The following is a 24,696-nucleotide window of genomic DNA, read 5'->3' on the forward strand; positions in this document are numbered from 1 at the left end:
GTCAGAACGCGGCTTCGTCGAGATCCATGACGCTGATGTCGACGTCGGAGATAACCGACCATTCCGCGCTGAGGTGCGGCAGGACCGTCTTGGCGAAGAACGACGCGACGGCGACTTTGCCTTCGTAGAAGGCGCGGTCCTGCTCGCCGGGGCCGGCGTCGAGTGCGGCCGAGGCGATCTCGGCGGCGACGATCAGCCGCCAGGCGACGAGGAGGTCACCGACGGAGAGCAGGAAGCGAACGGAGTTCAGCCCGATCTTGTACAACTCGGTGGGCTGTTGCTGGGCGGCGAGCAGGTGCTGGGTGAAGCGGCCCGCCATGTCCTGGACGTCTTCGAGCGCGGTGGCGAGCAGGATCTTCTCCGCCTTGAGCCGGCCGTTGCCGTCGGTGGATTGCGCCGTGTCGCGGATCTTGTCCGCGAGGTGGGCCAGTGCGACGCCACGGTCGCGGGCGATCTTGCGGAAGAAGAAGTCCTGCGCCTGGATGGCGGTGGTGCCTTCGTAGAGCGAGTCGATCTTCGCGTCGCGGATGTACTGCTCGATCGGGTAGTCCTGCAGGAAGCCGGAACCACCGAGGGTCTGCAGCGACTCGGTCAGGTACTGGTAGGCCCGCTCCGAGCCGACGCCCTTGACGATCGGCAGCAGCAGGTCGTTGACCCGAGCGGCCAGATCCGCGTCGGCACCCGAGATGTGGTGCGCGACAACATCGTTCTGATGGCCTGCGGTGTAGAGATAGATCGCGCGCAGCCCCTCGGCGTACGCCTTCTGCATCATCAGCGACCGGCGCACGTCGGGGTGCCGGGTGATGGTCACCTTCGGCGCGGCCTTGTCGGCCATCCGGGTGAGATCACTGCCCTGCACGCGTGTCTTCGCGTATTCGAGGGCGTTGAGGTAGCCGGTGGACAAGGTGGCGATGGCCTTGGTGCCCACCATCATCCGAGCTTCCTCGATGACTTGGAACATCTGCGCGATGCCGTTGTGCACCTCGCCGACCAGCCAGCCCTTGGCCGGGATGCCGTGGCCGCCGAAGGTGACCTCACAGGCGGCCGAGGCCTTCAGGCCCATCTTGTGTTCGACATTGGTGACGAAGACGCCGTTGCGCTCGCCCAGCTCGCCGGTCTCGTGATCGAAGTGGAACTTCGGCACGAAGAACAGCGACAGGCCCTTGGTGCCCGGCCCGGCGCCCTCGGGGCGGGCCAGCACCAGGTGCATGATGTTCGGGAACAGGTCGTCGGAGTCGGCGGAGGTGATGAACCGCTTGACGCCCTCGATGTGCCAGGTGCCGTCTTCCTGCTCGATCGCCTTGGTGCGGCCCGCGCCGACGTCGGAACCGGCGTCCGGTTCGGTCAGCACCATCGTGGCGCCCCAGTTGCGTTCGGTCATGAACTGGGCCCAGCGCCGCTGCTGCTCGGTACCGATGCCATAAGTGATGTGGGCCATCATCGGTCCGGTCAGGTACATGTAGGCCGCTGGCTGCGCCCCGAGGACGAATTCGGTGATCGCCCAGCTGACCATCGAAGGGGCGGGCACGCCCCCGACGCCCTCGGCCTTGCCGACGCGCCACCATTCCGCGTCGTACCAGGCGCGCACCGCCTTCTTGAAAGGCTCCGGCAGGCTGACCGAGTGGGTGGCCGGATCGAAAACCGGCGGGTTGCGGTCGGTGTCGGCGTACGGTTCGGCGACCGGTCCTTCGGCCAAGCGCGCGGCCTCCGCCAGCATCGACCGCACGGTGTCGCCGTCCAGGTCGCCGAATGCTCCGGTCCGGAGGATGTCATCGAGTCCGTACACCTCGAACAGATTGAACTCGAGGTCGCGCACGTTGCTCTTGTAATGGCTCACGGGCCAATGCCTTTCGAGAAACGGCCGGTGTACCGGCAAGGGATTCGGCGGGCGCGCGCAGCGGCGATCACCCACGGCACACTGTGCGGCACCGATGACCCGAAAGCAATCTCATGTTAATGACCACTAAGTAAATGGTCGTATGTCCGACAGTGTTCTATCCGCTGCTAGCGCGCAATTGAGGAAGCTAAGTTAATAGCGACTAAGTGGCACAAATCACGGTGCGGAAACACGGCCAGGGATTCCGGCCGTTTCGATCCGCTCTCCGATGGCCACGAGAACATCGACGAGATCGCCCCTGCGCCGGAAGCGCGGGTTGCGGACGGCATCGATGACGACGGTGGTGACGGCTCGGCTCAGCACCCGCGCGGCCGGAGCGGGCAAATCCGGCCGCACGGCCTGCAGCATGCGGGCCCACTGGGCGATGCCGTCCAAGCGCACCCTCCGGTAGCGCTGCACCGCGTCTCCGGGAAGATGCCGGGTCTCGCTGACGGTGATCGCCAGCAGATCGGGCTCGTCCACACCCAGTTGCGCGAAGCTTCGCATGAGTGAGCGCATGGATTCCTCGGCGCTGCGGCCCTCGGCGATCGCCCGGGCGAGCAGCAGCCGAAGCCACTCGTCCTGGCGCCGGACGATTTGGTCCAGCAACTCCGCCTTGCTCGAAAAGTGGTGATACAAAGCGGGTCCGGTGACCCCGACGGCCGCGCCGATGTCTTCGATTCCCACCGCGGCATACCCGCGGGTGCTGAACAATCGCGCCGCCTCGGCAAGCATCCGCTCCGACCGCAGCGCTCGATCCAGCGCGGTGTTGCCGGTCTCGGCACGCGGTGGCCGGTTCGGGGCGGGGCCTGCCGGGTGCTCGGGCATCTCGGTGGTGATCACCGCCGCGACGGCGGCGTCGAGCACCTGTGCGGCAACCGGCGCGGGTAGCTCGGCGCGGTGATAGGACGGACTGACCGCGATCGAGAGCACGCACCAGCTCAGCAGTTCGACATCCGCGCCGCTCAGTTCCGGTCGGCGCATGCCGATGGTGTGCCGCAGATAGCGGGTGATCCGCGCGGCGCGGACCAGCACGGCGGTCTTGTCGGCGGCGGTCAGGTTGCGGAACTCCAATTGCCACAGCCGCGGCAGGCCGCGCAGTTCCAGGGCCACCCGGACCAGTTCGGCGAGCACGGTGTCACCGGAATCGTCGGTGCGATACGCGGCGTCCAGCCGGTTCAAGGTGTCGTCGAGCCCGACCAGCAGGCACTGGCCCAAAAGCTGCTGCTTGTTGCGGAAGTGCCGATACAGCGCCGTCGCCGAGATGCCGACCGCCGTGGCGATGTCGGCCATCGTGGTGCCGTAATAGCCGCCGTGCGTGAAGGCGTCGACCGCGGCGTGCAGGATCATCTCGCGCCGATGAGGTGGTCTCCGCTGCGGCTGTGCGTCGTTCGCCTGTGTGCCCATCGCGGTCAGTGTCGCGTATCGGAGGGTCTGCCGCGGTGCCGGGCCGCCTCCGCGCGCGATCCGTTCGCTGGTATGCCAGGAGAGATCCGGCGCGGCCACCCATATGTATGACGATTTCGTCATAGTCGACGTACGGCTTCTACTGTCGAGTAGGCTTCCCGCAGCTATCACCAGCCCGTGGATCGTTATAGATCAGGTAAGCAGAGGGAGCCCGCCCGTGAGCGCTGACACCGCGGACGCCACAGCACTGTCGAGCATGGCGGCCCGCCTGCGCATCGCGTCGACCGTGATTCTGCGGCGCGCCCGGAGGGATCCCGATGAACGGCGGCTGTCGGCGACGCAGTGGGCGGTGCTGGGACGTCTGCACCGATACGGCGCCTTGGCCGCGGTCGACCTGGCGCGGCTGGAGATGCTGAGGCCGCAAACGATGCGCAATGTGGTCGACGGGCTGCGCGATCAGGGTCTGATCGTCGGTGTGCGCGATCCGGACGACGGGCGCCGGGTGAATCTGACCCTCACCGACGAAGGCCGGGCGTGGGTGTGCGGACATCAGGCGTCCGCGAACGACGCTCTGGCGCAGGCGTTGTCCGAGAGTCTGCGGTCCGGCGAGCTGCACAAGGTCGGCGAGGTCCTGGATCTGCTCGAGCGCATCGCCTACGGTGATCGCGGCCCCGAGGCGTTGATCGGCGGCGGCCTCGACGACGAATCGTCTCGCGTGGACTGCCCGCTATGACCCGGCCGCCGGGCGCGCGGGGCGGCCGGCGGAGTGAGCGCTCGGGTCCACAGGTCGACGATGGCTCGGCCGCACTCGTCCGCGGTGCGGCCGGCCGTTGCCCCGACGAGCGGCTCGCGCTGCCCTCCGTGCCCGCTGCGGCGGGGCGGGTAAGTAAGGTCTGAAGCGTCGTGGAACGGACGCCACGATGCAGCCGCCGAACAGTTTCGCGCGGACGCGCCGCCCTGTCGAACGAAGAGAGCTGATTGATGCCGACCTCCACAGCGCGTGCACAGATCGGGGTCACCGGTCTGGCGGTCATGGGTAGCAACATCGCACGGAACTTCGCCAGGAACGGCTACACCGTCGCGCTGCACAACCGCACCGTCGCCAAGACCGACGCACTGCTGGAGGCGCACGGCGACGACGGCGACTTCGTGCGCACCGAGACGATCGAGGAGTTCGTCGCCGCGCTGGAGAAGCCGCGCCGGGTGCTGATCATGGTCAAGGCGGGCGCCCCGACCGACGCGGTCATCGAGGAACTGGCGGCCGCGATGGAGCCGGGCGACATCATCATCGACGGCGGGAACGCCCTCTACACCGACACCATTCGGCGGGAAGCCGCGATGCGCGAGCGCGGGCTGAACTTCGTCGGCGCCGGTATCTCCGGTGGCGAGGAGGGCGCGCTCAACGGCCCCGCGATCATGCCGGGCGGGCCCAAGGAGTCCTACGACTCGCTGGGGCCGCTGCTGGAATCCATCGCGGCGAAGGTCGACGGTACGCCCTGCTGCACCCATATCGGTCCCGACGGCTCAGGGCATTTCGTCAAGATGGTGCACAACGGCATCGAGTACGCCGACATGCAGCTGATCGGCGAGGCCTACCACCTGTTCCGCGACGCGCTCGGCTTCGACGCGAAGCAGATCGCCGATGTGTTCACCCAATGGAACTCCGGTGACCTGGAGAGCTACCTCGTCGAGATCACCGCCGAGGTCCTGAATCAGGTCGACGCGAAGACCGGCAAGCCGCTGGTCGACGTGATCGTCGACGCGGCGGAGCAGAAGGGCACCGGACGCTGGACGGTGAAGTCCGCGCTCGACCTCGGTGTGCCGGTGACCGGCATCGCCGAAGCGGTATTCGCCCGCGCACTGTCGGGCTCGCGTGCCCAGCGCAAGGCCGCGCAGGGTCTCGCCTCCGGCCGGTTGGCCGAAAAGCCCGCCGACGTCGAGCAATTCACCGAGGACATCCGGCAGGCGCTCTACGCCTCGAAGGTGGTCGCCTACGCCCAGGGCTTCGACCAGATCGCTGCGGGCAGTGCGGAATACGACTGGAGTCTGCGCCCCGGCGACCTCGCGACGATCTGGCGCGGCGGCTGCATCATCCGCGCCCGTTTCCTGAACCGGATCAAGGAAGCCTACGACGAGAACCCGGCGCTGCCGAGCTTGATCCTCGCGCCGTACTTCCGCGCGGCGATCGAGACCGCCATCGACAGCTGGCGCCGCGTCGTGGCCACCGCGACCCTGCTCGGCATTCCGGTGCCCGCGTTCGCGTCGTCGCTGTCCTACTACGACGCCCTGCGCGCGGAGCGCCTCCCGGCCGCCCTCACCCAGGGGCAGCGGGACTTCTTCGGCGCGCACACCTACGAACGCGTCGACGCCGAAGGCAAATTCCATACGCTCTGGAGCGAGGACCGCAGCGAGGTTCGCGCCGACTAGCCGGTCGCACTGTCGCATGCCGGGGCCGGTGTCAATCCGGTGTCCCGGCAGCTCGTTCCCACGCCCTCCGGCGGAGCAGGCGTAATCCGTTGAGCCCGACGATGACGGTGGAGCCCTCGTGCCCGGCGACGCCGAGCGGGAGCGGCAGGGTGCCGGCGAGGTCCCAGACGACCAGCACGCCGATGAAGGTGGCGGCGACGGCCAGGTTGGCGATCACCACCCGCCGCGCCTGCCGGGACAACGCGATCACCGCCGGGATCGTCGTCAGATCGTCGCGCACGACCACGGCGTCCGCGGTCTGCAAGGTCAGATCGGATCCGGCCCCGCCCATGGCGATGCCGACCTCGGCCGCGGCGAGGGCCGGGGCATCGTTGATGCCGTCGCCGACCACCGTCACCTTCCGCCCGTCGGCCTGTAGCCCGCGCACCGCGGTCACCTTGTCGTCGGGCAGGAGTTCGGCTCGTACGTCGGTGATGCCGACGCGGGCGGCGAGCCGGTCGGCGATGGCGGCGTTGTCGCCGGTCAGCAATATCGGTGCGGCGCCGGTGATCTCGGTGGTCGCCCGCACCGCCGCCGCCGCTTCCGGCCGCGGCCGGTCGGTCAGGGCGAGTACCCCGATCGGCCGGTGCTCGCGGGTCACGACAACGGCGGTGCAGCCGCTCGCCTGGAGCGCTTCGACGGTCGTTCGCAGGTCGGGGGCGAGTTCCGACGCGGTGGGGGAGCCGACGCCGATGAGCTGGTCGCCGACGCGGGCGGTGACGCCGCGACCGGGGTTCGCGACGAACTCGGTGACCTCGGGCAGTCGCAGACCCCGGGCGCGGGCCGCGCGCACGATCGCCGCCGCCAAGGGGTGCTCGCTCGGGTGCTCTGCCGCGGCGGCCTGTCGGAGCAACTCGTCGTCGGTGAATCGTTCGTCCAGGCAGCGGATTTCGGCTAGTTCGGCAATGCCGCGGGTCAGCGTGCCGGTCTTGTCGAAGGCGACCTGCGTGGTGGCGCCGAGCCTTTCCATGACCACCGCGGATTTGACCAGGACGCCGTGGCGCCCGGCGTTGGCGATGGCCGCCAGCAGGGGCGGCATGGTGGCCAGCACCACCGCGCAGGGGGAGGCGACGATCATGAACGTCATCGCCCGCAGCAGCGCCCGCCGCAGGGTGTCGCCGAACAGCAGCGGAACGACGAACACGGCGAGGGTGACCAGAACCATGCCGATCGAGTAGCGCTGCTCCACCTTCTCGATGAAAAGCTGTGCGCGCGCCTTGGTTCGGGCCGCTTGCTCGACCAGGGCCGCGATCCGCGCGACCACGGAGTCCTCCGCGCGGCGATCCACCCGGATCCGCAGCACTCCGGTGCCGTTGAGAGTGCCCGCGAACACCTCGTCGCCCGCGGCTTTGTCCACCGGCAGCGGTTCGCCGGTGATGGTGGCCTGATCGACCTCGCTGCCGCCGGAGAGCACCGTCGCGTCGGCGGCGATCCGTTCACCAGGGCGCACCACGAGAAGATCACCGACGCGCAGGTCGGCGGCGTGCACCGTCTGCTCCTCTCCGCCATCGGCGAGCCGGGTCGCGGTCTGCGGTGTGAGGTCGAGTAGTCCGCGCACCGAGTCCTCGGTCCGGGCGGTGGCCAGCGCTTCCAGGGCGCCCGAGGTGGCGAAGATGACGATCAGCAAGGCGCCGTCGGTGATCTGGCCGATGGCCGCCGCGCCGATCGCCGCGGCGACCATGAGCAGATCGACGTCGAGCGTCTTGTCGCGTAATGCCCGCAGCCCGGCCCATCCCGGTTCCCATCCGCCCGCGGCGTAACAGGCCAGGTACAAAGCCCACCACACCCCTCGCGGTCCATCGGCCAGTTGCGTCGCCAGACCGGCGAGGAAGAACGCGACAGCCACTGCGGCCCACCGCACTTCCGGCAGGGCGAACAGCCGGGTCCGGTGCGTAGGCACACGGCCGGTCGGCGAAGTCGGACGGGTCGGCGCGAGGGTCGGCGCGGCCACGGGTCACCTCCAGGACAGCGAACGAACAGACCGCCCGACCATATCAGAAAGTATGAACATGTCTTCATTTGTTCCTAGAGTATGCTGTTCACTCATGGGACACGGTGTCGAAGGCAGGGATCGCCCTGCCGCGCGCCTGGATCCGGAATCGGCCAACCATGTGGCGACCACATTGCAGGCGCTGGCCACCCCGAGCCGCTTGATGATCCTCACGCAGCTGCGCCAAGGGCCACTGTCGGTGAGCGCGCTGGCCGACGCGATCGGCATGGAACAGTCCGCCGTTTCCCACCAGCTTCGCCTGCTGCGCAATCTGGGGCTGGTCACGGGTGCGCGCACCGGCCGCAGCATCGTCTACAGCCTCTACGACAACCACGTCGCCCAGCTGCTGGACGAGGCGATCTACCACAGCGAACATCTGCGCCTCGGATTGTCCGACCGCCCCGAAACCGCCGGCTGACCGCTCTGCCCTGATCCGCTCCCTTGACCTGGAGCGCACTCCAGCACTTAGTGTGCGCTCGTACACGGTTGACCAGCAGAAGGGACCGCTTCATGGAGCTCGGTTTTCACGTACCCGTCTTCGATATCGACGGTGGTACGACCGCTATCGCCGGTGAGCTGGCGCGGGTCGGCGCGGCAGCGGAGGCGTCCGGGGCGACCTGGTTGTCGTTCATGGACCACTACTTCCAGATCGAGCCGACGGGCCTGCCCGCGGAGGCGAACATGCTGGAGGGCTACACCACTCTCGGCTATCTGGCCGCGCACACGTCGCGCGTCGACCTCGGCCTCCTCGTCACCGGCGTGACCTATCGCCACCCCGGGCTGCTCGCCAAGATCGTCACCACGCTCGACGTCCTGTCGGGTGGCCGGGCGGTGCTGGGCATCGGCGCCGCCTGGTTCGAGCGCGAACACCGTGGGCTCGGCGTGGCGTTTCCCTCGACCGCCGAACGCTTCGAGCGGCTGGAGGAGACGTTGCGCATCTGCCGCCAGATGTGGGACCCCCAGGACAACGGGGCGTTCGACGGGAAGTACTACCAGCTGGCCGAGACGCTGTGCTCGCCGCAGCCGATCAACCGGCCGAAGGTGCTCATCGGCGGCGGGGGAGAGCGCAAGACGCTGCGCTTGGTCGCGCAATACGGCGACGCGTGCAACCTGTTCGGCTCCTCGCCCGCGGACGTCGAGCACAAGCTCGATGTGCTGCGACGGCATTGCGACGACGTCGGCCGCGACTATGACGAGATCCGCAAGACGATCATCGCCAACAATCCGCGGCCGAGCCCGGAGAACCGTGACGATTTCGTCCGGCAGATGGCCGACTACGCGAAACTCGGCATCGACACCGCGATCGTCACTCCGACCACCGGCTCGCCGGCGGCTTGGATCGATGGCATGGCGCCCGCCGTGGCGCAACTGGCGGAACTCGGCTGAGGCGCGGCGGCGGAACGCGCTGTGAAGGCGCTGCGGATGAGGTGTCCGCGGTAGGGGATTGCGGACCCGGGGATGAACGTGTCGCGGTCGGCGGCCTGGAAGGTCGCCGACCGCGGGACTACAGTTTGTAGCCGATCTGGCGCAACAGCTGCCTTCGGGCTGCCTGGTCGTCGGCATTCTCCACGCCGAGCGGCGCCGAACCGTCGATCACGCCGACGATTCCTCTGCCGAGTTCCGTCTCGGCGATCAGAACCTCGACGGGATTGGCTGTGGCGCAGAAGATCCCGCAGACCTCGGGGACCTGCCGCACGGCATTGAGCACGTTGACGGGATAACCCTCGCGCAGAAAGACGATGAACGAGTGCCCGGCCCCGAGGTCGACCGCGTTCTTGGTGGCGAGTTCGACGAGCGAGTCGTCGTTGCCGGAGTGGCGGACCAGGCGCGGGCCGGAGGCCTCGCAGAACGCCAGCCCGAAGCGCAGGTGCTGACTTACCCCGACCAGCGCTTCGTGCAGGTCTTCCACGGTTTTGATGAAGTGGGACTGTCCGATGATGACGTTGAGTTCGTCCGGCTTGTCGATGCGTACGGCTGTCAACTCCACAGCGACATACTGCGCCCCAGTGATGTCGATTCATAGCATTTCGACATTTCTTTCGCGCGCGTCGCGGGTGCCCCACGGTGACACCCGAGTCGGTAACGGGACCTAGCCCTCGGCGGTGCGGGCAGGAAGGTCCACGACCAGCGCGGTGGCGTTGTCCCTTCCTCCGGCCAAGAGGGCGGCGTCCACCAGGGAGTTGGCGATCGCGTGGGCCGCGTCGCCGTCGGCGAGAATGGCCTTGACGGCGGCGATGCCGAGTGGCTTGTGCACTCCGTCGGTGCTCAGCAGCAGTCTGCCCGTGCTCGATCCGGTGGCGGCATACCCGATCTCGTCCGGTCGGACGGTGCGGGCCGAGGTGGTGACCAGATGGCTCATTCGCGGGGTGACCGCCAGCCCGCGGGCTCGGTAGGACTCGGCCACGGTGTGGTCGGTGGTGATCTGGTGCAGCACCCGCCCGTTCCAGCGATACGCCCGGCAGTCGCCGACCCATGCCACCTCGCAGGGACCATCGGGTCGACCGGCGGTCGGCAATACCGCCACCACGAGCACGCTGTCGGCGGAGGGTTCCGGGACTTCCCGCAGCAATTCTTCTTGCGCCGCGAGGATTCCCGCTCGCGCCCCGTCCCGGGCGCCCGCATGTGCCGCCGCCGCGGCAACCGTGCGTGCCGCCCGCGCGCCGAGGAGATGGTCTCCCACACCGTCGGCGACCACGAACGCTGTCGCTCCGCTCATCGCATCGGTCTCGATCGCGACCGCGTCGGCGTTGATCGACCGTGACGCACGCCGACTGGCCGAGGCGCCCATCGCCGCGCCCAGCCACGGCATCTCGATCCGCGGCAGGCTTGCAGTAGTGCCGGTGTACATGAACTGGTCTCCTCCGGGCTGGGCTCGAGTGCTGCCGACGAGCACCCTTCAAGGAGACCGCACCGGTATTTGGGCTTGTCGAGAGTTCGTTGTGGGGACACTGAGAATTCGCTCTCGATTCGGTCACGGCCGCCATCCCCGCGTCCGCTCCGGCAAGCATCGGTGTGCTTTGCGTCTCGTATTCGATCGATGCCGATCGCGGGTGGACGCGGCAGCGCAATATCGATCATTGTTTCCGTGCCGAACTTCCCATTTCGCAACATTGCTTCCGGATTCCGGCAATCAATCGGCTTACTGCCGGCTGCTCGGCATATTCATCTTCTCGTCAGTGCGGTAGGGACGCACGCAGCGTGTAACTCACCGAGGCCGATTCCTCTCGTCCGGGCAAGCAGGCCGAGGGCGAACAGTGCGCCCGATGCCGCGACGGCCGCAAACTCGGAGCCGTCGGCTCGCTACGGTCCAGCGCAGCTTCCGGGACAGGACATGGTCGCCGCTGCCCGGCGCTGCGGCGGCGCTCGCCTCGCCTGTCGCGGTCGCGTGCGCACGGATTGTGTCGGCGGGTGGCGGACCGCTCCTGCTCGGCGAGGCGATCTGGGCGGCGCGGTCGTCGGGTGTCGGCTCGGCGGTCCTGGTGTGCGCCGGGTCAGCGCGCGCTCCGCGCGGTGAGGCCGACTCGGCCGCAATGTTCGGTGTGCCGAATTGGCGGTGTCCAGCACCGTAGACATGGGCGCCGAAATTTCCGATGTCGGCATCGGCCACGTCTTTCCGTCGCTGGCGGCGACAGACATCTTGACTAGGCAAAACGCTTTCGGTGCGCGAGATTTCGATAGATCGTGGAGTTGTCGGTGACGTAGACAACAGACGAAACTCCGTTGAATTCCCCGCCCTACCGGTGAGTACGTGATCGAATGCTCTGCAACTGACGTCTCGAACCCGCCGTGTTGCGCCGTGGGTCCAGAAATCCAGGAGGTTGTGGCTGTGGTCGACGCAAGCGTGCCCACGCTGCGTCCGTCCGAGCTGGAAAGATTGGCCCAGCTCGACGAACACAACGAACTTTCTGCCGAACGGATGCGATCGACCTCGCAGCGGCTGGGCGTGCCGGAGGAGGACCTGCGGCGGTGGCTGGCGGACCGCCGCGCCGCCAGCGCGCCCACCAGGCGCATCGATGTCCCCGGGGCCGCGTCCCCACGCGTCGATGTTCCCGACGCACCGACTACGCGGATCGATCCCCCCGAGGCAGCGCCTACGCAGACCGATGCCGCTGAGGCAGCGCCTACGCAGACCGATGTCCCCGAGGCAGCGACCACGCAGACCGATGCCCCTGAAGCGGCGACGACGCGCATCGGTGTCCCCGACCCGCCCACCACGCGCATCGATGGCTTCGAGCCGCCGACCCGGCAGGTGGGGTATGGGCAGGTCAGCCACCGGCCGTCGCGCATCATCACGCTGTCGGAAGCGGCCGGAGGCGCACTGCTGCCGCAGATCTCCGACGGCGATGTCACCACCTTCCTGGCCGATGCCTACCGCAGCCTGCCGGCGCAGGAGTTCGCGCGCATCGACGCCGTCTACACCGATGGGATCCAGACGACCTGTCGGTGGCTCGCCGAACACACCGGCAGGCAGTGCCGTCACGACCTGAACCAGAACGGCGTCGGGAGCTGGCTGGGGCCCCGCGGGGCCGGTCTGGCCGAATACATGCTCTCGGTGCTGCAACCTCGACTCAGCTCGCCGAATCGCTTCCAGCCGGGTCCCGGCGCCGGTGTGGTGGACGAGTGGAACGACATCCTCAGCCTGTACCGGTTCCTCGGCAGCCTGGTGGCCGACAGCCCCAGTCGCGGGCACACCATCACGCGCCTGCGCGGCGCCCAAGCCGCGTTCCTGCTGCACGGTTTGCGGCTGGATCTGCCGTCGGATCTGGCCTACTCGGTCGGGCCCGGGCTGACCACGGTCCCGATCGACCACGACGTCATCGCCCGTGTCCGGGCCAGGACCGCCGATCCGGTGGACGCGGCGGCGCTGGTCACCGCACTCTTCACCGGTGCCACCGCGATGGAACTCAACGCCATTCCCTGTGTCGCGCTGACCGCCGACGCGCTGATCTTCAACGGCCCGATCGGCTACACCCACGCGCCCGACCTGTACGTGTGGGTGATACCGCCGCCTGCGCGCACCTTGCTCTACGACGCCCGCGTCTCGCAGGAATCGCGACCCACCCCGAACAGCAAACTGTTCACCGGGGCCATCGGCGGCGCGGGCTTCCGCCTTCGCAGGCTCGCCGCGGCATGCGAGGTGAGCCTTCCGGACCTGTACCACTGGCACCACAGCTGGATCCGCCGTGCCGGACTGCTCCGGATGTCCGAGCAACCGGCGCCGGTCCGCAACACCGATCTGCTGTTCGGCCTGAAACTCGCGCCCCGGCCACGCCGCCGCCGCGCACGCTGAGGCGGGGGCGCGAGCAGGTCACCCGGCGTCGAGGAGATGCCGGGGTGCGGCCTGCCGCCACGAGTCGAGCACGATGGCTTCCAGTTCGGCCAGGTCGTCGAGGGCGGTCAGACGCACGCGGACCCAGGCGTTGTTCGCTTCGTGCGCGGCGATCCAGAACTTGCCCGGTTCGGCGACGACGAGTTCGTCGCGATCGGCGACGGGGCAGCGGACCGCCATCGAGGTCTCCGCCTCCGGAAGGGTGAGAAACAACTTGCCCGCGACCCGGAAGGTCGGCATCCCCCAGGTGAACTGTTCGGATGTCTCCGGTAGCGACAGCGCGAAGGACCGGACATCGTCCCCGGTGAAACTCATGCACCGAATCCTTCCAGGCCGGAACGGAACTCCCCGTGCGTGGTCCGACTCCTGACGAGATCGGCGGTGCGGGGCCTGTCGGAACGATAGGGCGTGGTGCCAACGCGACGGCCGGCGCGTTGTGAAGTGCCCAGTAATCGTCTCGTGACCTGAGCGCTCGTCGTCCAGCCCCCTATCGTTCGGCGCAGTTGTCGGTGAGGTCGAGAGGGCAGTATCCGGATGGTCGGCACGCGCGAGAAGTTGGAGCGATTGCGGGACACCCTCGCGACCGCCGAGGAACCGGCGGGTGCGTCGGGTATCGCCAAACGGCAGAGCAAAGGCATCCCGAGTGCCCGTGAGCGCGTGCGATCGTTACTGGATCCCGGAACGTTCGTCGAGATCGGCGCACTCGCGCGCACACCGGGAGCCCCGGATGCGAAGTACGGCGACGGAGTGGTCACCGGCCACGGCCGCATCGACGGCAGACCGGTCGTGGTCATCGCGCACGACCAGACGGTCTACGGCGGCTCGGTCGGCGAGATGTTCGGCCGGAAGGTCGCGCACATCCTGAAGTTCGCGTACGAGAAGGCCTGCCCGGTGGTGGCGATCAACGATTCCGGCGGCGCCCGGATCCAGGACGCGGTCACCTCCCTGGCCTGGTTCGCCCACATGAGCCGACGCCAAGAGCGGTTGTCCGGATTCGTCCCGCAGGTCTCCATCATGCTCGGCAAGTGCGCCGCGGGTTCGGTATACGGCCCGGTGAACACCGACGTTCTCGTCGCGACCGAGAACTCCTACATGTTCGTCACCGGTCCCGAGGTCATCAAGACGGTGACCGGCGAAGACGTGACCGCGGAGGAACTGGGCGGCGCTCACGTGCAGGCCCGCAACGGCACGATCCACCACGTGACCGCGACCGAACAGGAGGCATTCGACTGGGCCCGTAAATACCTGAGCTATCTGCCGTCGAGCTGCCTGGAGCAGGCGCCGCTGGTGAACCCCGGTCTCGAGCCGGAGATCACCGCGACCGACCTCGAGCTCGAGTCGATCATCCCGGACTCCGATCGCGAGGGATACGACATGCACGAGATCCTGCTGCGCATCTTCGACGACGGTGATTTCCACGAGATCCGCTCCGCCACCGCGGCCAATCTGATCACCGGCTTCACGCGCGTGGACGGACGCAGCGTCGGGGTCGTCGCCAATCAGCCGTTGGTGCTCGGGGGAGCGGTCGACGCGAAATGCTCCGACAAGGCAACACATTTCATCCGGCTGTGCAACGCCTTCGGCATTCCCTTGGTGTTCGTCGTGGACACTCCCGGCGTGCTTCCCGGCGTCGAAGAGGAACGCAACGGTGTCATCGTCCGCGGCGGACGTGTGTTCCGCGCGATCATCGAGGCGACCGTGCCCATCATCAACGTCGTGGTGCGCAAGTCCTACGGCGGCGCCTACGGCTTCATGGCATGCAAGCAGCTCGGCGCCGACATCAGCCTGGCCTGGCCGACCGCCCGCATCGCGGTGATCGGCGCGGAGAGCGCGGTCGACATCGCGGGGCGGCGCCAGCTGCTCCAGGTGCCGGAAGAACAGCGCGCGGCGGTGCGGGATTTCATGATCGACCAGTACAACGCCACCGTCGCCACTCCGTGGATCGCGGCCGAACGCGGCTACATCGATGCGGTGATCGAACCATCCCGTACCCGGCTGGAGATACGGCACGCGCTCCAGCTGCTGCGGGACAAGGAAGCAGCCGCCGAGCACAACCCGCGCAAGCACAGCCTGTACCCGATGTAGTGCTGGGTTTTCCCGCCGCCGGGCTGGGTATGCGGCGGTGTGGGGATGAAGGTCCGCGGTCGGAGGAGTTGCGGGCATGGACTGGTTCACCGCATCCGAATACTGGTTGAGCAGGCAGATGCTGACGCGCGGCGTCGCGGCCGTCTATCTGATCGCCTTCCTGGTCGCCGCACGGCAGTTCCGGGCGCTGATCGGTGAGCACGGCATGCTTCCGGTGCCGCGCTTGCTGGCCCGGCGGTCCTTCCGGCGGGTGCCGAGCATCTTCCACGTCCACTATTCCGATCGTTTCTTCGCCGCCGTCTCCTGGTTCGGTGCGGCGCTGTCCGCAGCGCTGGTCGCCGGTGCGGCCGACCTGGTGCCGCTGTGGGCGGCGATGCTGCTGTGGGCGACGTTGTGGGTGCTCTACCTGTCGATCGTCAACGTGGGGCAGGAATGGTATGCGTTCGGCTGGGAGTCACTGCTGCTGGAATGCGGGTTCCTGGTGATCTTCCTCGGCAACGACCGCACCGAGCCGCCGGTGCTGGTGCTCCTGCTCGCCCGCTGGCTGCTGTTCCGGGTGGAGTTCGGCGCCGGACTGATCAAACTGCGCGGTGACCGGTGCTGGCGCGATCTGACCTGCCTGTACTACCACCACGAGACCCAGCCGATGCCCGGACCGCTGAGCTGGTTCTTCCACCATCTGCCCAAGCCGCTGCACCGGGCCGAGGTGGTGGGCAATCACGTGGCGCAGCTCGTGGTGCCCTTCGGCCTGTTCGCACCGCAGCCGGTGGCGAGCATCGCCGCGGCCGTCATCGTGATCACCCAGCTGTGGTTGGTGGTGTCGGGCAATTTCGCCTGGCTGAACTGGCTGACGATCGTCCTCGCGTGCGGCGCTCTCAGCGGGTCCGCGGTGGCGGCGGTGCTACCGGTGCCCGCCCCGCCGCCCTTGCCCCCCCCGCCGCCGTGGTTCGTGGGCCTCGTCATCGCGTTCACCGCCCTGGTGGTCTTCCTGAGCTACCGTCCGGCGCGCAACCTGATCTCCAGTCACCAGGCCATGAACCGATCGTTCGACCCCTACCACTTGGTCAACACCTACGGAGCGTTCGGCAGCATCGGTCGCACCCGCTACGAGGTGGTCGTCGAAGGCACCGAGGAGTCGACCGTCACCGATCGGACGCAGTGGAAGGAATACGAGTTCAAGGGCAAGCCCGGAGATCCGCGGCGGCTGCCACGCCAATGGGCCCCTTACCACCTGCGCCTGGATTGGCTCATGTGGTTCGCCGCGACCTCGCCGCGGTACGCGCAGTCGTGGCTGGCCGCCTTCCTGGCGCGGCTGCTGGAGAACGACCCGGCCACGCTGCGCCTGCTGCGGCACAATCCATTCCCGGACGCCGCGCCGCGTTTCGTGCGGGCGCAACTGTATCTGTATCGCTTCACCACACCGCGCGAATTGGCTCGCACCCGAGCGTGGTGGCACCGCACCCTGGTCAGCCGCTACGTTCCGCCCCTTGCCTTGGACGACCTGCACCACCACAGCCACTCCGGCCGTCACTGAACTCGAGAACCTCTGGCCGGCAACGGCTTGCGCCGGAGGTCGGAGAATCGGGTGGTATTCGCCACAGTGCGTCGGCGACGATCGGCGGCGAAAGCGGGTATGCGCCGGAATGACGCAACCGACCGAAGGAGGATGTCATGTCCATTTCGGCCTCGCGCTCGCAGTATCGCGCCGCCCGACGCAGCGACGGCGGTTATCCCGGCTCCGAGGGCCCCATCGAATGGACCGTCGCGGCATGGGTTCTGGTATTGACAGTGCTGAGTATCGCGCTGGCGCTGCTGTAAGAACACCACCCTTGGCCGGCGAAGGCCTGGCGAGAAACGACAACGGTTCGAACGCCGTTGCGCCAGAGCCGGAACGAGAGCATTCCACTCACGTACTGGAGCTGAGCAGCACCAGGTGCTCGACGTTCCTCGCATCCCGTTGCCCCTGCCGCGAAGACCCTGCGGAGCAACGGTGCCGAGTGGAACGAGGAGAAGGAGTTCGTTCTGTTGGAGGAAGTACTACGGCCGCTCGTCGTCGTGTTCGGCACGGTGGCGATCACTGTGACGGCCGGGCTGCTGATCGACCGATTATTGCGCTACATCGCCGGGAAGCGTCCGGACACCCAACTCCCCACACTGTTGCGCCGGGTGCAACTGCCCGTGCAGGTGTTGCTCGGCGCGCTGGCGTTGCACGCCACCTATCCGCTGGCGCACCTCGATCTGCGCCAGGACACGATGATCCGGACCATCCTGGCCTCCGCGGCGATCATGGCGGCGGCCTGGGTGGTCATCCGTGCCGCCGACGCGGTCGCGGAGAACATGCTGCGTTCTTATGCCCGTCGTACCCAGGACATCACACGGGTACGGCAATTGCGCACCCAGCTCGGCCTGGTGCGCCGGATCGTCACCTCGGTCCTGGTGGTCACGACCGCCGCCGTGGCGATCCTGCTGCTGGTGCCGAGTCTGCGGACCCTGGGCACCTCACTGCTGGCCTCGGCGGGGGTGATCGGCATCATCGCCGGTGTCGCGGCGCAGTCGACCTTGAGCAACCTGATCGCCGGTCTGCAGATCGCCTTCGGTGATTCGGTCAAGATCGGCGACACCGTCGTCGTGGAGGGGGAGTGGGGGATCGTCGAGGAGATCACCCTCGCGTTCCTCACCGTGCGGATCTGGGACGACCGGAGGCTGACCATGCCGGTCTCCTACTTCAACAACAAGCCGTACGAGAATTGGTCGCGTGGCGGCCCGCAGATCACCGGCACCGTCTACCTGTATCTCGATCACAGCACACCGGTGCCGCTGCTGCGTGAGCATCTGCAGGAGTATCTGCGCACGCGACCGGACTGGGACGGTCGGGACTGGGGTTTGCAGGTCACCGACAGCACGCCGACGAATATCGTGGTGCGCGCGACGATGTCGGCGGCCAATGCCGACGACGTGTGGAACCTGCGCTGCGCGGTGCGCGAGGAAATGCTCGACTGGCTGGGCCGCAACTACCCCCACGCGCTGCCGAAGATCTCCACCGCCATCACCGACTCCTCCACCGACGACCGCCATCTGGCGCCGGTCGGCGACCGCGGCGACGGTTACGGTGACTGACCCGGACCGCTGCCATCGAGTCTTCGGGTGACCGCCGGACGAGGTGCGAGTTCGCAATGGAGGACGATCGAGCAGGCGATCGGTTACCTCTACTCGACCTCGTTGCCGTTGCGGCGTCTTCTCGGTGACCGGCGGTCCGCCTTCGAACAAGCGATCACCGAGACGCTGCGCGCGATCGACTCGGACGGATGTTTCGCAGAGCCGGTGACCCTGGAAGTGCTGACCGCTACCAAGCGCGAGCGGTGTCCAGTGGTTCGGGACGCACCGGCAAGGCTGGAGCGATGGGTTCGGCCCGCGTGCCGCTGGGTCAGTGTTTTGGGAGGGTGTGGAGGGTCACCCGGCTCAGTCGGCCGGACTGTATCCGCGCCGTGAGATAGGTGTGCTCCGGTTGGCGGCGACGATCAGTCGGCGAACCGGGATTGAGCAAGCGCAACCCGGTGGCGGTGACGCTGTCCCAGGGGATGTGGCTGTGCCCGAAGACGAGCACGTCGGTGTCCGGGAAATTCCGGGCGCAGCGTTCCTCCCGGCCTTTCGCGGGTCCGGTCTCGTGCACCACCGCCAGCCTGAGTCCTCCGACTTCGGCATGCGCGATCTCGGGCAGCCGTGCGCGCAAGTCCGGCCCGTCGTTGTTGCCGTAGACGCCGATGAGGCGTGCGCTGCGCGCTTCGAGCCGGTCCAGCAGCGCCACCTCCACCCAGTCGCCCGCGTGCACGATCACATCGGCCGCCTCGACCTCGCGCCAGAGCGGCTCCGGCAGATCACGCGCACGCTTGGGCACGTGCGTATCGGACATGATGAGCAACCGCATGGTGACCGGTGTACCACGCCGGGATATGGACCGGCCGACTCGCGGACGAGCGGTTTCGGCGGCGCCGGATTATCCCGGTCGACTCGGAGGCCGCGTGGTGCATTTCTCGAGTGATATCTATCACATCCACTCGGTGGTCTCGACGAGATTGGACCTCCGAGCGTGGGTATGTCCGGGCGTGACGGTGACGCAGCGCGGCGCACCGGTGCGACAGTTTCCATCGCGTTGTTGTCCGGGAGGGCTTGTGTCTTCGATGCTTTCATTTCTCATGCTGATGCTGATGCTGCCGGGGATGGCGACCGTCGCTGCGTATGCGACGGTGGCGGTCAGCGTGTGGCTCGAGGAGCGTCGCGACGCCGCCGACTCCGCGGTGCGTGTCGAAGCGCACCAGCCGTAGGCGCCGAGCGTTCAGCCGTGGAGCCGGTGCCACCAGCGCGTCTTCTCCCGGCGTCGGGGCCCGGGGTTCCAGTCGATGCCCGCGGCAGCCGCGAAGGCCGCCGCATCGGCGGACGTCGTCGTCTTCGGGTGCGTGCGAGCCCACGCCGTGAAGCATGCGGTGAAGTCGCCCTCACACGCGTGCGCCAGCAGCGGGAAACGACGCGCCACCTCACCGGCGCGCTTGTAGAGCAAGGCGTCCGCCGCCGCACCGACGGCGTCCACATCGAATCCCGCGGGTACCGCCGTCCCCGCCACGAGTGCCCGCACCAGCGCCGCTTGTCGCTCGGCGAGAGTCGGGTGCTCCGGCAGGGAAGTCACGCCGGTTCCGCTCTGGCACCGGCTGTGATCGGCGACCGGGCGGCGGCTGCGGCGATGGCGTCCAGTTCGTCGAGCAACTCGGCGGCGGGTGGATAGTTGCCATCGCGCTCCAACATCATCGGCGCCGGATGCCGGGCGGTGAATTCCGCTACCAGCGCGAGAACTTCGGCGGGCAGCGGATCGGTGTGCGTGTCGTGGTAGCGGCCGCCGGATTCGTGACCGCCCGCCACGTGGCAGTAGGCCACGTGTTCGGCGGGCAGGCGCAGGAGCTCGGTGAGGGGTTCGCGACTCCGGTTGCGGGCGTTCGCGTAGACATTGGCGAGATCCAGCAGCAGCAACACGCCGGTACGGTCGACGAGTTCAGCCAGGAATTCCGCTTCGGAGTACTCGTCGTCGGGCCAGTCGAACAGTGTGGCGATGTTCTCCAAGGCGAGGGGGACCTCCAGCGCCGCCCGGGTGCGGGCGATATTGCCGGTGAGTGCGTCGAGCGCTTCCCTGGTACGCGGTACCGGCAGGAGATGGCCTGCCTCCAGTCCGCCCGCCCGGACGAACGCGACGTGCTCGCTCACCAGCGGAGCCGCGACGGCCGCCGCGCAGGCCGCCAAGTGCTCGATGCGATGGCCTGCCACGGGTTCGGCGCCACCGAGCGACAGCGAAATGCCGTGCGGCACCACGGCGACGCCTCGCGCGCGCAGAGCGGCCAGCTCCTCGGGCACGGCCGGCTGCCCGCCGCGGTGGCGGTCCCGGGGCAACGATTCGGCGATGACCTCGCAGAACCCGAGCCCCGTCAAGGTGGCTATGACCCCGCAGATCTCCGGCCGCCAGCCGATACCGAGCGCCCCCGGTGGCAGCGGTCCGGACTCATCCACCGCAACCGCCGCAGCCCCCGCCACACCCACTTCCGCATCCGCCCCCGTCTCCGCCGCCGCTGTCGCCGCCCCCGTCGCCGCCGCCCGACGCACTCGGCGGCACGACCGCCTGGGCAAGGCCGGGATCCAGCGCGATGAGCGCGCCGATACCGAAAACGGCGGCCGCGAGCGCCGCGCTCTCGGCGCCATAGGTCGCGTAGGACGGTGAATAGCTCGGCCCCAGATGCCGGTTGCGCTCGGCCGCGGCGTCCCTGGCACGGACACCGAGCGCGGTCAGCCGAGGCTTTCGAACCACCAGCCAGTAACCGAATGCCTGCGCGATCACCAGCACCACCAGCACACCGACCGGGTTTCCGTGCGAAGCGCCCGCGATGATCCGCACCACGCCGAGCGCGCCGGTGACCAGGATCGGCATCCCCGCGTCGCGCAGCCCGTGACGCACGGCGGGCCCGGGGAAGTACCCGAGGTCCACCATCCTGGCGCGCAGCGTTTCGAGGGCGGCGGGTGATCCGCCCACCAAAGCCGTCACGTTCTTGCGCTCACCCGTCGCCAGCCGGTCGTACACCGAGACGGTGAACGGATCCAGTTGCGCTCGCTCCTGCGCCGTGAGGGCGCGAACCGTCGCGGCCCCCGAATCGATCGCGTCGAGAGCACGCAGCCGCGCCATCGCCGCCAATGCGGCGTTCTGGTCGCCGAACAGCAGCCCCACCTCGGGTGAGGTCAACTCCGCGCCCGGCACGGTGACCGCGTCGGCGTCCGGATCCGCGCCCGTGACCCGTGACCGCAGCCAGATCCCGGCGATCACCGCGACCAGCACCACCGGCAAGTAGATGGCCAGGAACTGCGGCCCGGAGATCCCCCAGGTATCACCGGCCGCGACAAGCCCGTCCGAGCCCACCCCGATTACATTCATCTTCCACCTCGGAATCGGTCCAACCTGCACTCAGTATCGGGCCGCGGGTGTCCCCGCGCCATGGCGAATCGCCGTGGCACGCATATGTCGCCGAGTATTGCCTCGGCGCTCACATGGATGATTCGCCAAGGGGCGGGGCGGGACCCGGCTCACCTCCTTCGGCCGAGGCCGAGTTGCTCGGAGACCATCAGGGCGACTTCGGTCTCCAGCCGGTTCACCGTCAAAGGATGGCCGAGTACTTCTTCGGCCCTGCGTATCCGGTAGTGCACGGTGTTCTTGTGGACGTGCATGCGCGCGGCGGCGTCGGTGAGGCTGCCGCGGGCTTCCAGATAGGTCTGCACCGTCTCCCGAAGACGCGCGGTGGTCTCGTCGTCGCCCATGAGGTCACCCAGCACGCGGTGCACCCAGGCTCGGGTATCGGGCAGCCGGTCGATCAGCAGACTCGCCAGCGCCACTCGGGAATGCAAGGTCAGCGGGCGAGCGGGATCGGCGATCAACGCGAGGTTGCGCGCACGCTGGGCATCGCGGAAAGTCTGCCGGAAGCCGGTCAGTCCGGCGCCGGAGTCGCCGATCGCGACGCGAAGACCCGGCCGCCGGCGCAGGTCTCGCTCCAGCCGTTCGGCGTCGAGCGACGGTTTGCCGACGGAGGATATCCAGGCCCAGCAGTTCTGCTCGTCGACCAGGACCGTCAGCGGGTGCTTCCCGGTCGCGGGGGTGAGCATCTCGGCTCCCGCGCGCAGCAGGTCGATCGATGACCCGACGGGTTCGCGCACCCAGACGATGGCGGCCATATGCCACCCCCGCAACGATGTGGCGAGCATCTGCTCGGCGGAGGCCAAGTCGAGGTCCTCGGTGTCGAGCACAGCGCGGATCTGCGCCGCGCGTGTGTTGTCCGTGCGTGCGTCCCAGCGCCGGCGTTCGCTCTCGTAGATGTCGATGACGCCTTCGATGACGTGGTCGATATAACTGTTGACCAGCATGCCGATCCGGCTGGTGGTCTCCAGGGCCAGATCGGCCGAGGCCTCGGAGCGCCGGAGTGCGGCGATGATGCGCTGCATGAACATGTGTTCGCCGAGGCGGTACGCCCGCAGCAGGGCCTCCAGGGACATCCCGTGCTGGGCGAAGCGCCGGGCGTACTCGGCGGCGGCGGGCGGCACGGTGATGTCGTCGCGGGAGATGCTCAGCGTGAGCATGTCGAGGATCGCGGTGAGGTTGGACGCGGTGCTGGCGATCATGAGGCGCCGCACCTCGTCGTCGTGGCGGAACTCCGGGATCACCTCGCTGAACATCGCGGTCATCTCGGCGGTCAGGCGGTCGATCTCGGCTTTGACGCGTCCGGCGACATCGCGGATGGTTCTGTCCACGTCAACGCTCATGCCGGGACCGTACCCGAACCCGTGCGGCGGCTCCGACGCATTCCGCATCCTTTTGTGCCGCCGGTACAAAGCCGGACGAAAACACTGGGATACGGGCCCGTAGCCGGGTTCCGGCACCGCACCTACCTTGGAAATGTAATTCCCGTCACACCCGATCATCTGAGGAAATCGTGCAGCACGTCGTAGAAATTCCGGAGGTCCGGGCGACATGGAATCCGTCCGGTCCCTGCATCGCGGACGACCGCGAAAAACTCGACAACCAGACTTTCGCGAAACGGGTATGCGCGGCAGCCGCTGTGCTGTCCGCGAACGGAGTCGGCGAAGGCGATGTGGTCGCCCTCGTCTTGCCGAATCGACTCGAATTCGTCGTCATTCTGTTCGCGGCGTGGCGGCTCGGCGCCGCGGTCACCCCGGTGAAGCCGGATTCCACTTTCGAGGAGGCGCGCTATCAGATCGAGGACTGCCGGGCGAAGGTGGTCGTCACCGAAGGCGGACGCGGAGCGGGAACGCTCGATATGACCGAAGTGGCGGGCGCGGGCCGCGAGGCCGCCGCGGCCGAACCGGCGCCCGTCGACCCCGGCGCTCCCGCGCTGATCATCTACACCAGCGGCACCACCGGGCAGCCGAAGGGGGTGGTTCTCGACCACGCCAACATCGCCGCGATGTGCGAGATGCTCGTCGAGGCACTGGCGTTGGACGACACCGACCACAGCCTGCTCACCTTGCCGCTGTTCCACGTCAACGGAATCGTGGTCGGCATCCTGTCGCCGCTGCTCGCGGGCGGACGCGCCACGATCGCGGGCCGCTTCTCCGCCTCGGCGTTCTTCGGCATCGTGGAACGCGTTCGGCCCACCTACTTCTCGGCCGTACCGGCCATCTACGCGATGCTGGTCGCGCAGCAGGCGAGTTCGAGGCCGGACACCTCGTCGTTGCGCCGCGTGATCTGCGGGGCCGCGCCCATGCCCGCGGAACTGATCGCGCGATTCGAAACCCGTTTCGGTGTACCGATCGTCGAAGGCTACGGACTGTCGGAAGGCACCTGCGCCTCGACGCTGAATCCGCCGGGCGGGCCGCGCAAACCGGGAACGGTGGGGCTGCCGCTGCCGGGGCAGACCGTCGCGATCATGGACGCCGAAGGAGCGATCGTGGCCGCCGGGACGAGCGGGGAAGTGGTGATCCGGGGCGCCAACGTGATGCGCGGCTATCTCGGCAGGCCGGAGGCGACCGCGCGGACGGTGGTCGACGGCTGGCTGCACACCGGGGATGTCGGCTACTTCGACGAGGACGGATACCTGGTCCTGGTCGACCGGATCAAGGACATGATCATCCGGGGCGGCGAGAACATCTACCCCAAAGAGATCGAAAACGTCCTGCACGCCCATCCCGCGGTCTTGGAGGCCGCCGTGGTCGGCGCTCCCGATCCGGTCCTCGGCGAAGTCCCGGTCGCCCATGTGGTGACGATGCCCGGTGAGCGGGTCGGTGCCGAAGATCTTCTCGAGCACTGCCGCATGTCCCTGGCCCGGGCGAAGATACCGGTGTCGATCGGACTCACCGAGGAACTACCCCGGAATCCGGTCGGAAAAATCGACAAACGCAAACTCCGCGCGCTCGTCGCCGACACGATCGCCACCCCGTAGACATTCTCCGCTCGGTGCCGAGCGGAAATCCATGATCCGAAACGAAATCGTCCGGGTCCTCGTATGC

22 protein-coding genes are annotated in these 24,696 nt (G+C 68.0%); 11 read left to right on the top strand and 11 right to left on the bottom strand.

What is annotated here, in order from left to right:
- Window position 1: 1 nt before the first annotated feature.
- On the bottom strand, window positions 2-1,837 hold the full coding sequence (locus NG1_RS07125) for an acyl-CoA dehydrogenase (protein ID WP_062969192.1): 1,836 nt from the start codon (window positions 1,835-1,837) through the stop codon (window positions 2-4).
- A 216-nt stretch (window positions 1,838-2,053) separates the two neighbouring features.
- Window positions 2,054-3,283, bottom strand: a complete 1,230-nt coding sequence (locus tag NG1_RS07130) for a TetR/AcrR family transcriptional regulator (RefSeq protein WP_168434163.1) — start codon at window positions 3,281-3,283, stop codon at window positions 2,054-2,056.
- A 217-nt stretch (window positions 3,284-3,500) separates the two neighbouring features.
- Between NG1_RS07130 and NG1_RS07135 the strand changes: the two genes are divergently transcribed.
- Window positions 3,501-4,016, top strand: a complete 516-nt coding sequence (locus NG1_RS07135; RefSeq protein WP_062969196.1) for a MarR family winged helix-turn-helix transcriptional regulator — start codon at window positions 3,501-3,503, stop codon at window positions 4,014-4,016.
- A 248-nt stretch (window positions 4,017-4,264) separates the two neighbouring features.
- Window positions 4,265-5,710 carry an NADP-dependent phosphogluconate dehydrogenase gene (gene gnd, locus NG1_RS07140; RefSeq protein ID WP_062969198.1) on the top strand — a complete coding sequence of 482 codons (1,446 nt, stop codon included), beginning with the start codon at window positions 4,265-4,267 and terminating at the stop codon, window positions 5,708-5,710.
- 31 nt (window positions 5,711-5,741) lie between these two features.
- Here gnd and NG1_RS07145 read toward each other — a convergent pair whose 3' ends face one another.
- Window positions 5,742-7,700 carry a heavy metal translocating P-type ATPase gene (locus NG1_RS07145; RefSeq protein ID WP_062969200.1) on the bottom strand — a complete coding sequence of 653 codons (1,959 nt, stop codon included), beginning with the start codon at window positions 7,698-7,700 and terminating at the stop codon, window positions 5,742-5,744.
- A gap of 94 nt (window positions 7,701-7,794) precedes the next feature.
- On the opposite strand from NG1_RS07145, the gene NG1_RS07150 reads away from it, so the two are divergent.
- The gene (locus NG1_RS07150; RefSeq protein WP_040866835.1) at window positions 7,795-8,157 is read left to right on the top strand and encodes an ArsR/SmtB family transcription factor; all 363 of its coding nucleotides are present in this window, start codon (window positions 7,795-7,797) and stop codon (window positions 8,155-8,157) included.
- A gap of 92 nt (window positions 8,158-8,249) precedes the next feature.
- Window positions 8,250-9,125 (top strand): LLM class F420-dependent oxidoreductase, encoded by an 876-nt coding sequence (locus NG1_RS07155; protein WP_040866836.1) that lies wholly within the window; start codon window positions 8,250-8,252, stop codon window positions 9,123-9,125.
- A 118-nt stretch (window positions 9,126-9,243) separates the two neighbouring features.
- Here NG1_RS07155 and NG1_RS07160 read toward each other — a convergent pair whose 3' ends face one another.
- Together NG1_RS07160 and NG1_RS07165 are read right to left on the bottom strand one after the other, a co-directional pair.
- Window positions 9,244-9,726, bottom strand: coding sequence for an adenosine-specific kinase (locus NG1_RS07160; protein ID WP_062969202.1), 483 nt, complete (start codon window positions 9,724-9,726; stop codon window positions 9,244-9,246).
- Between the two features lie 102 nt (window positions 9,727-9,828).
- Window positions 9,829-10,587 (bottom strand): PP2C family protein-serine/threonine phosphatase, encoded by a 759-nt coding sequence (locus tag NG1_RS07165; RefSeq protein WP_062969204.1) that lies wholly within the window; start codon window positions 10,585-10,587, stop codon window positions 9,829-9,831.
- 978 nt (window positions 10,588-11,565) lie between these two features.
- Between NG1_RS07165 and NG1_RS07170 the strand changes: the two genes are divergently transcribed.
- Complete coding sequence (locus NG1_RS07170; RefSeq protein ID WP_157113890.1) at window positions 11,566-13,029, top strand: hypothetical protein; 1,464 nt, start codon at window positions 11,566-11,568, stop codon at window positions 13,027-13,029.
- 18 nt (window positions 13,030-13,047) lie between these two features.
- On the opposite strand, the gene NG1_RS07175 is transcribed toward NG1_RS07170, so the two are convergent.
- Window positions 13,048-13,383, bottom strand: coding sequence for an MmcQ/YjbR family DNA-binding protein (locus NG1_RS07175; protein WP_062969208.1), 336 nt, complete (start codon window positions 13,381-13,383; stop codon window positions 13,048-13,050).
- A 219-nt stretch (window positions 13,384-13,602) separates the two neighbouring features.
- Between NG1_RS07175 and NG1_RS07180 the strand changes: the two genes are divergently transcribed.
- The 4 genes from NG1_RS07180 to NG1_RS07190 all read left to right on the top strand — a co-directional run bounded on the left by NG1_RS07180 (window position 13,603) and on the right by NG1_RS07190 (window position 18,270).
- The gene (locus NG1_RS07180; protein ID WP_062969210.1) at window positions 13,603-15,153 is read left to right on the top strand and encodes an acyl-CoA carboxylase subunit beta; all 1,551 of its coding nucleotides are present in this window, start codon (window positions 13,603-13,605) and stop codon (window positions 15,151-15,153) included.
- 76 nt (window positions 15,154-15,229) lie between these two features.
- Window positions 15,230-16,687: a lipase maturation factor family protein gene (locus NG1_RS07185; protein ID WP_062969212.1), complete on the top strand. Its 1,458-nt coding sequence runs from the start codon at window positions 15,230-15,232 to the stop codon at window positions 16,685-16,687.
- A gap of 137 nt (window positions 16,688-16,824) precedes the next feature.
- Window positions 16,825-16,971 (top strand): hypothetical protein, encoded by a 147-nt coding sequence (locus NG1_RS36420; RefSeq protein WP_157113891.1) that lies wholly within the window; start codon window positions 16,825-16,827, stop codon window positions 16,969-16,971.
- Between the two features lie 207 nt (window positions 16,972-17,178).
- On the top strand, window positions 17,179-18,270 hold the full coding sequence (locus NG1_RS07190; RefSeq protein ID WP_062969214.1) for a mechanosensitive ion channel family protein: 1,092 nt from the start codon (window positions 17,179-17,181) through the stop codon (window positions 18,268-18,270).
- Between the two features lie 307 nt (window positions 18,271-18,577).
- Here the strand turns inward: NG1_RS07190 and NG1_RS07195 are convergent, their stop codons facing one another.
- Window positions 18,578-19,078 carry a metallophosphoesterase family protein gene (locus NG1_RS07195; RefSeq protein ID WP_062969216.1) on the bottom strand — a complete coding sequence of 167 codons (501 nt, stop codon included), beginning with the start codon at window positions 19,076-19,078 and terminating at the stop codon, window positions 18,578-18,580.
- Between the two features lie 268 nt (window positions 19,079-19,346).
- Here NG1_RS07195 and NG1_RS38750 point away from each other — a divergent pair, with 268 nt between their 5' ends.
- Window positions 19,347-19,475, top strand: a complete 129-nt coding sequence (locus NG1_RS38750; protein ID WP_281218113.1) for a hypothetical protein — start codon at window positions 19,347-19,349, stop codon at window positions 19,473-19,475.
- Between the two features lie 11 nt (window positions 19,476-19,486).
- Here NG1_RS38750 and NG1_RS07200 read toward each other — a convergent pair whose 3' ends face one another.
- The 4 genes from NG1_RS07200 to NG1_RS07215 form a co-directional block, all read right to left on the bottom strand.
- Entirely contained in the window at window positions 19,487-19,834 is a 348-nt protein-coding gene (locus NG1_RS07200; RefSeq protein ID WP_174554906.1) for an SCO6045 C-terminal-like domain-containing protein, read from the bottom strand.
- Window positions 19,831-20,703, bottom strand: coding sequence for an MbnB/TglH/ChrH family RiPP precursor modification enzyme (locus tag NG1_RS07205; protein ID WP_245659814.1), 873 nt, complete (start codon window positions 20,701-20,703; stop codon window positions 19,831-19,833). The genes NG1_RS07200 and NG1_RS07205 overlap by 4 nt, the downstream gene beginning before the upstream one ends.
- Complete coding sequence (locus NG1_RS38105; protein WP_063910270.1) at window positions 20,696-21,616, bottom strand: TIGR04222 domain-containing membrane protein; 921 nt, start codon at window positions 21,614-21,616, stop codon at window positions 20,696-20,698. Before NG1_RS38105 ends, NG1_RS07205 begins: the two co-directional genes overlap by 8 nt.
- 149 nt (window positions 21,617-21,765) lie before the next feature.
- Window positions 21,766-22,992, bottom strand: a complete 1,227-nt coding sequence (locus NG1_RS07215) for an RsbRD N-terminal domain-containing protein (protein ID WP_062969340.1) — start codon at window positions 22,990-22,992, stop codon at window positions 21,766-21,768.
- Window positions 22,993-23,162: 170 nt separating this feature from the next.
- Here NG1_RS07215 and NG1_RS07220 point away from each other — a divergent pair, with 170 nt between their 5' ends.
- Window positions 23,163-24,629, top strand: coding sequence for a class I adenylate-forming enzyme family protein (locus NG1_RS07220; protein WP_062969220.1), 1,467 nt, complete (start codon window positions 23,163-23,165; stop codon window positions 24,627-24,629).
- Window positions 24,630-24,696: the final 67 nt, after the last annotated feature.

It is taken from the genome of Nocardia gamkensis NBRC 108242, assembly GCF_001612985.1.
GTDB classification, from domain to species: Bacteria; Actinomycetota; Actinomycetes; order Mycobacteriales; family Mycobacteriaceae; genus Nocardia; species Nocardia gamkensis.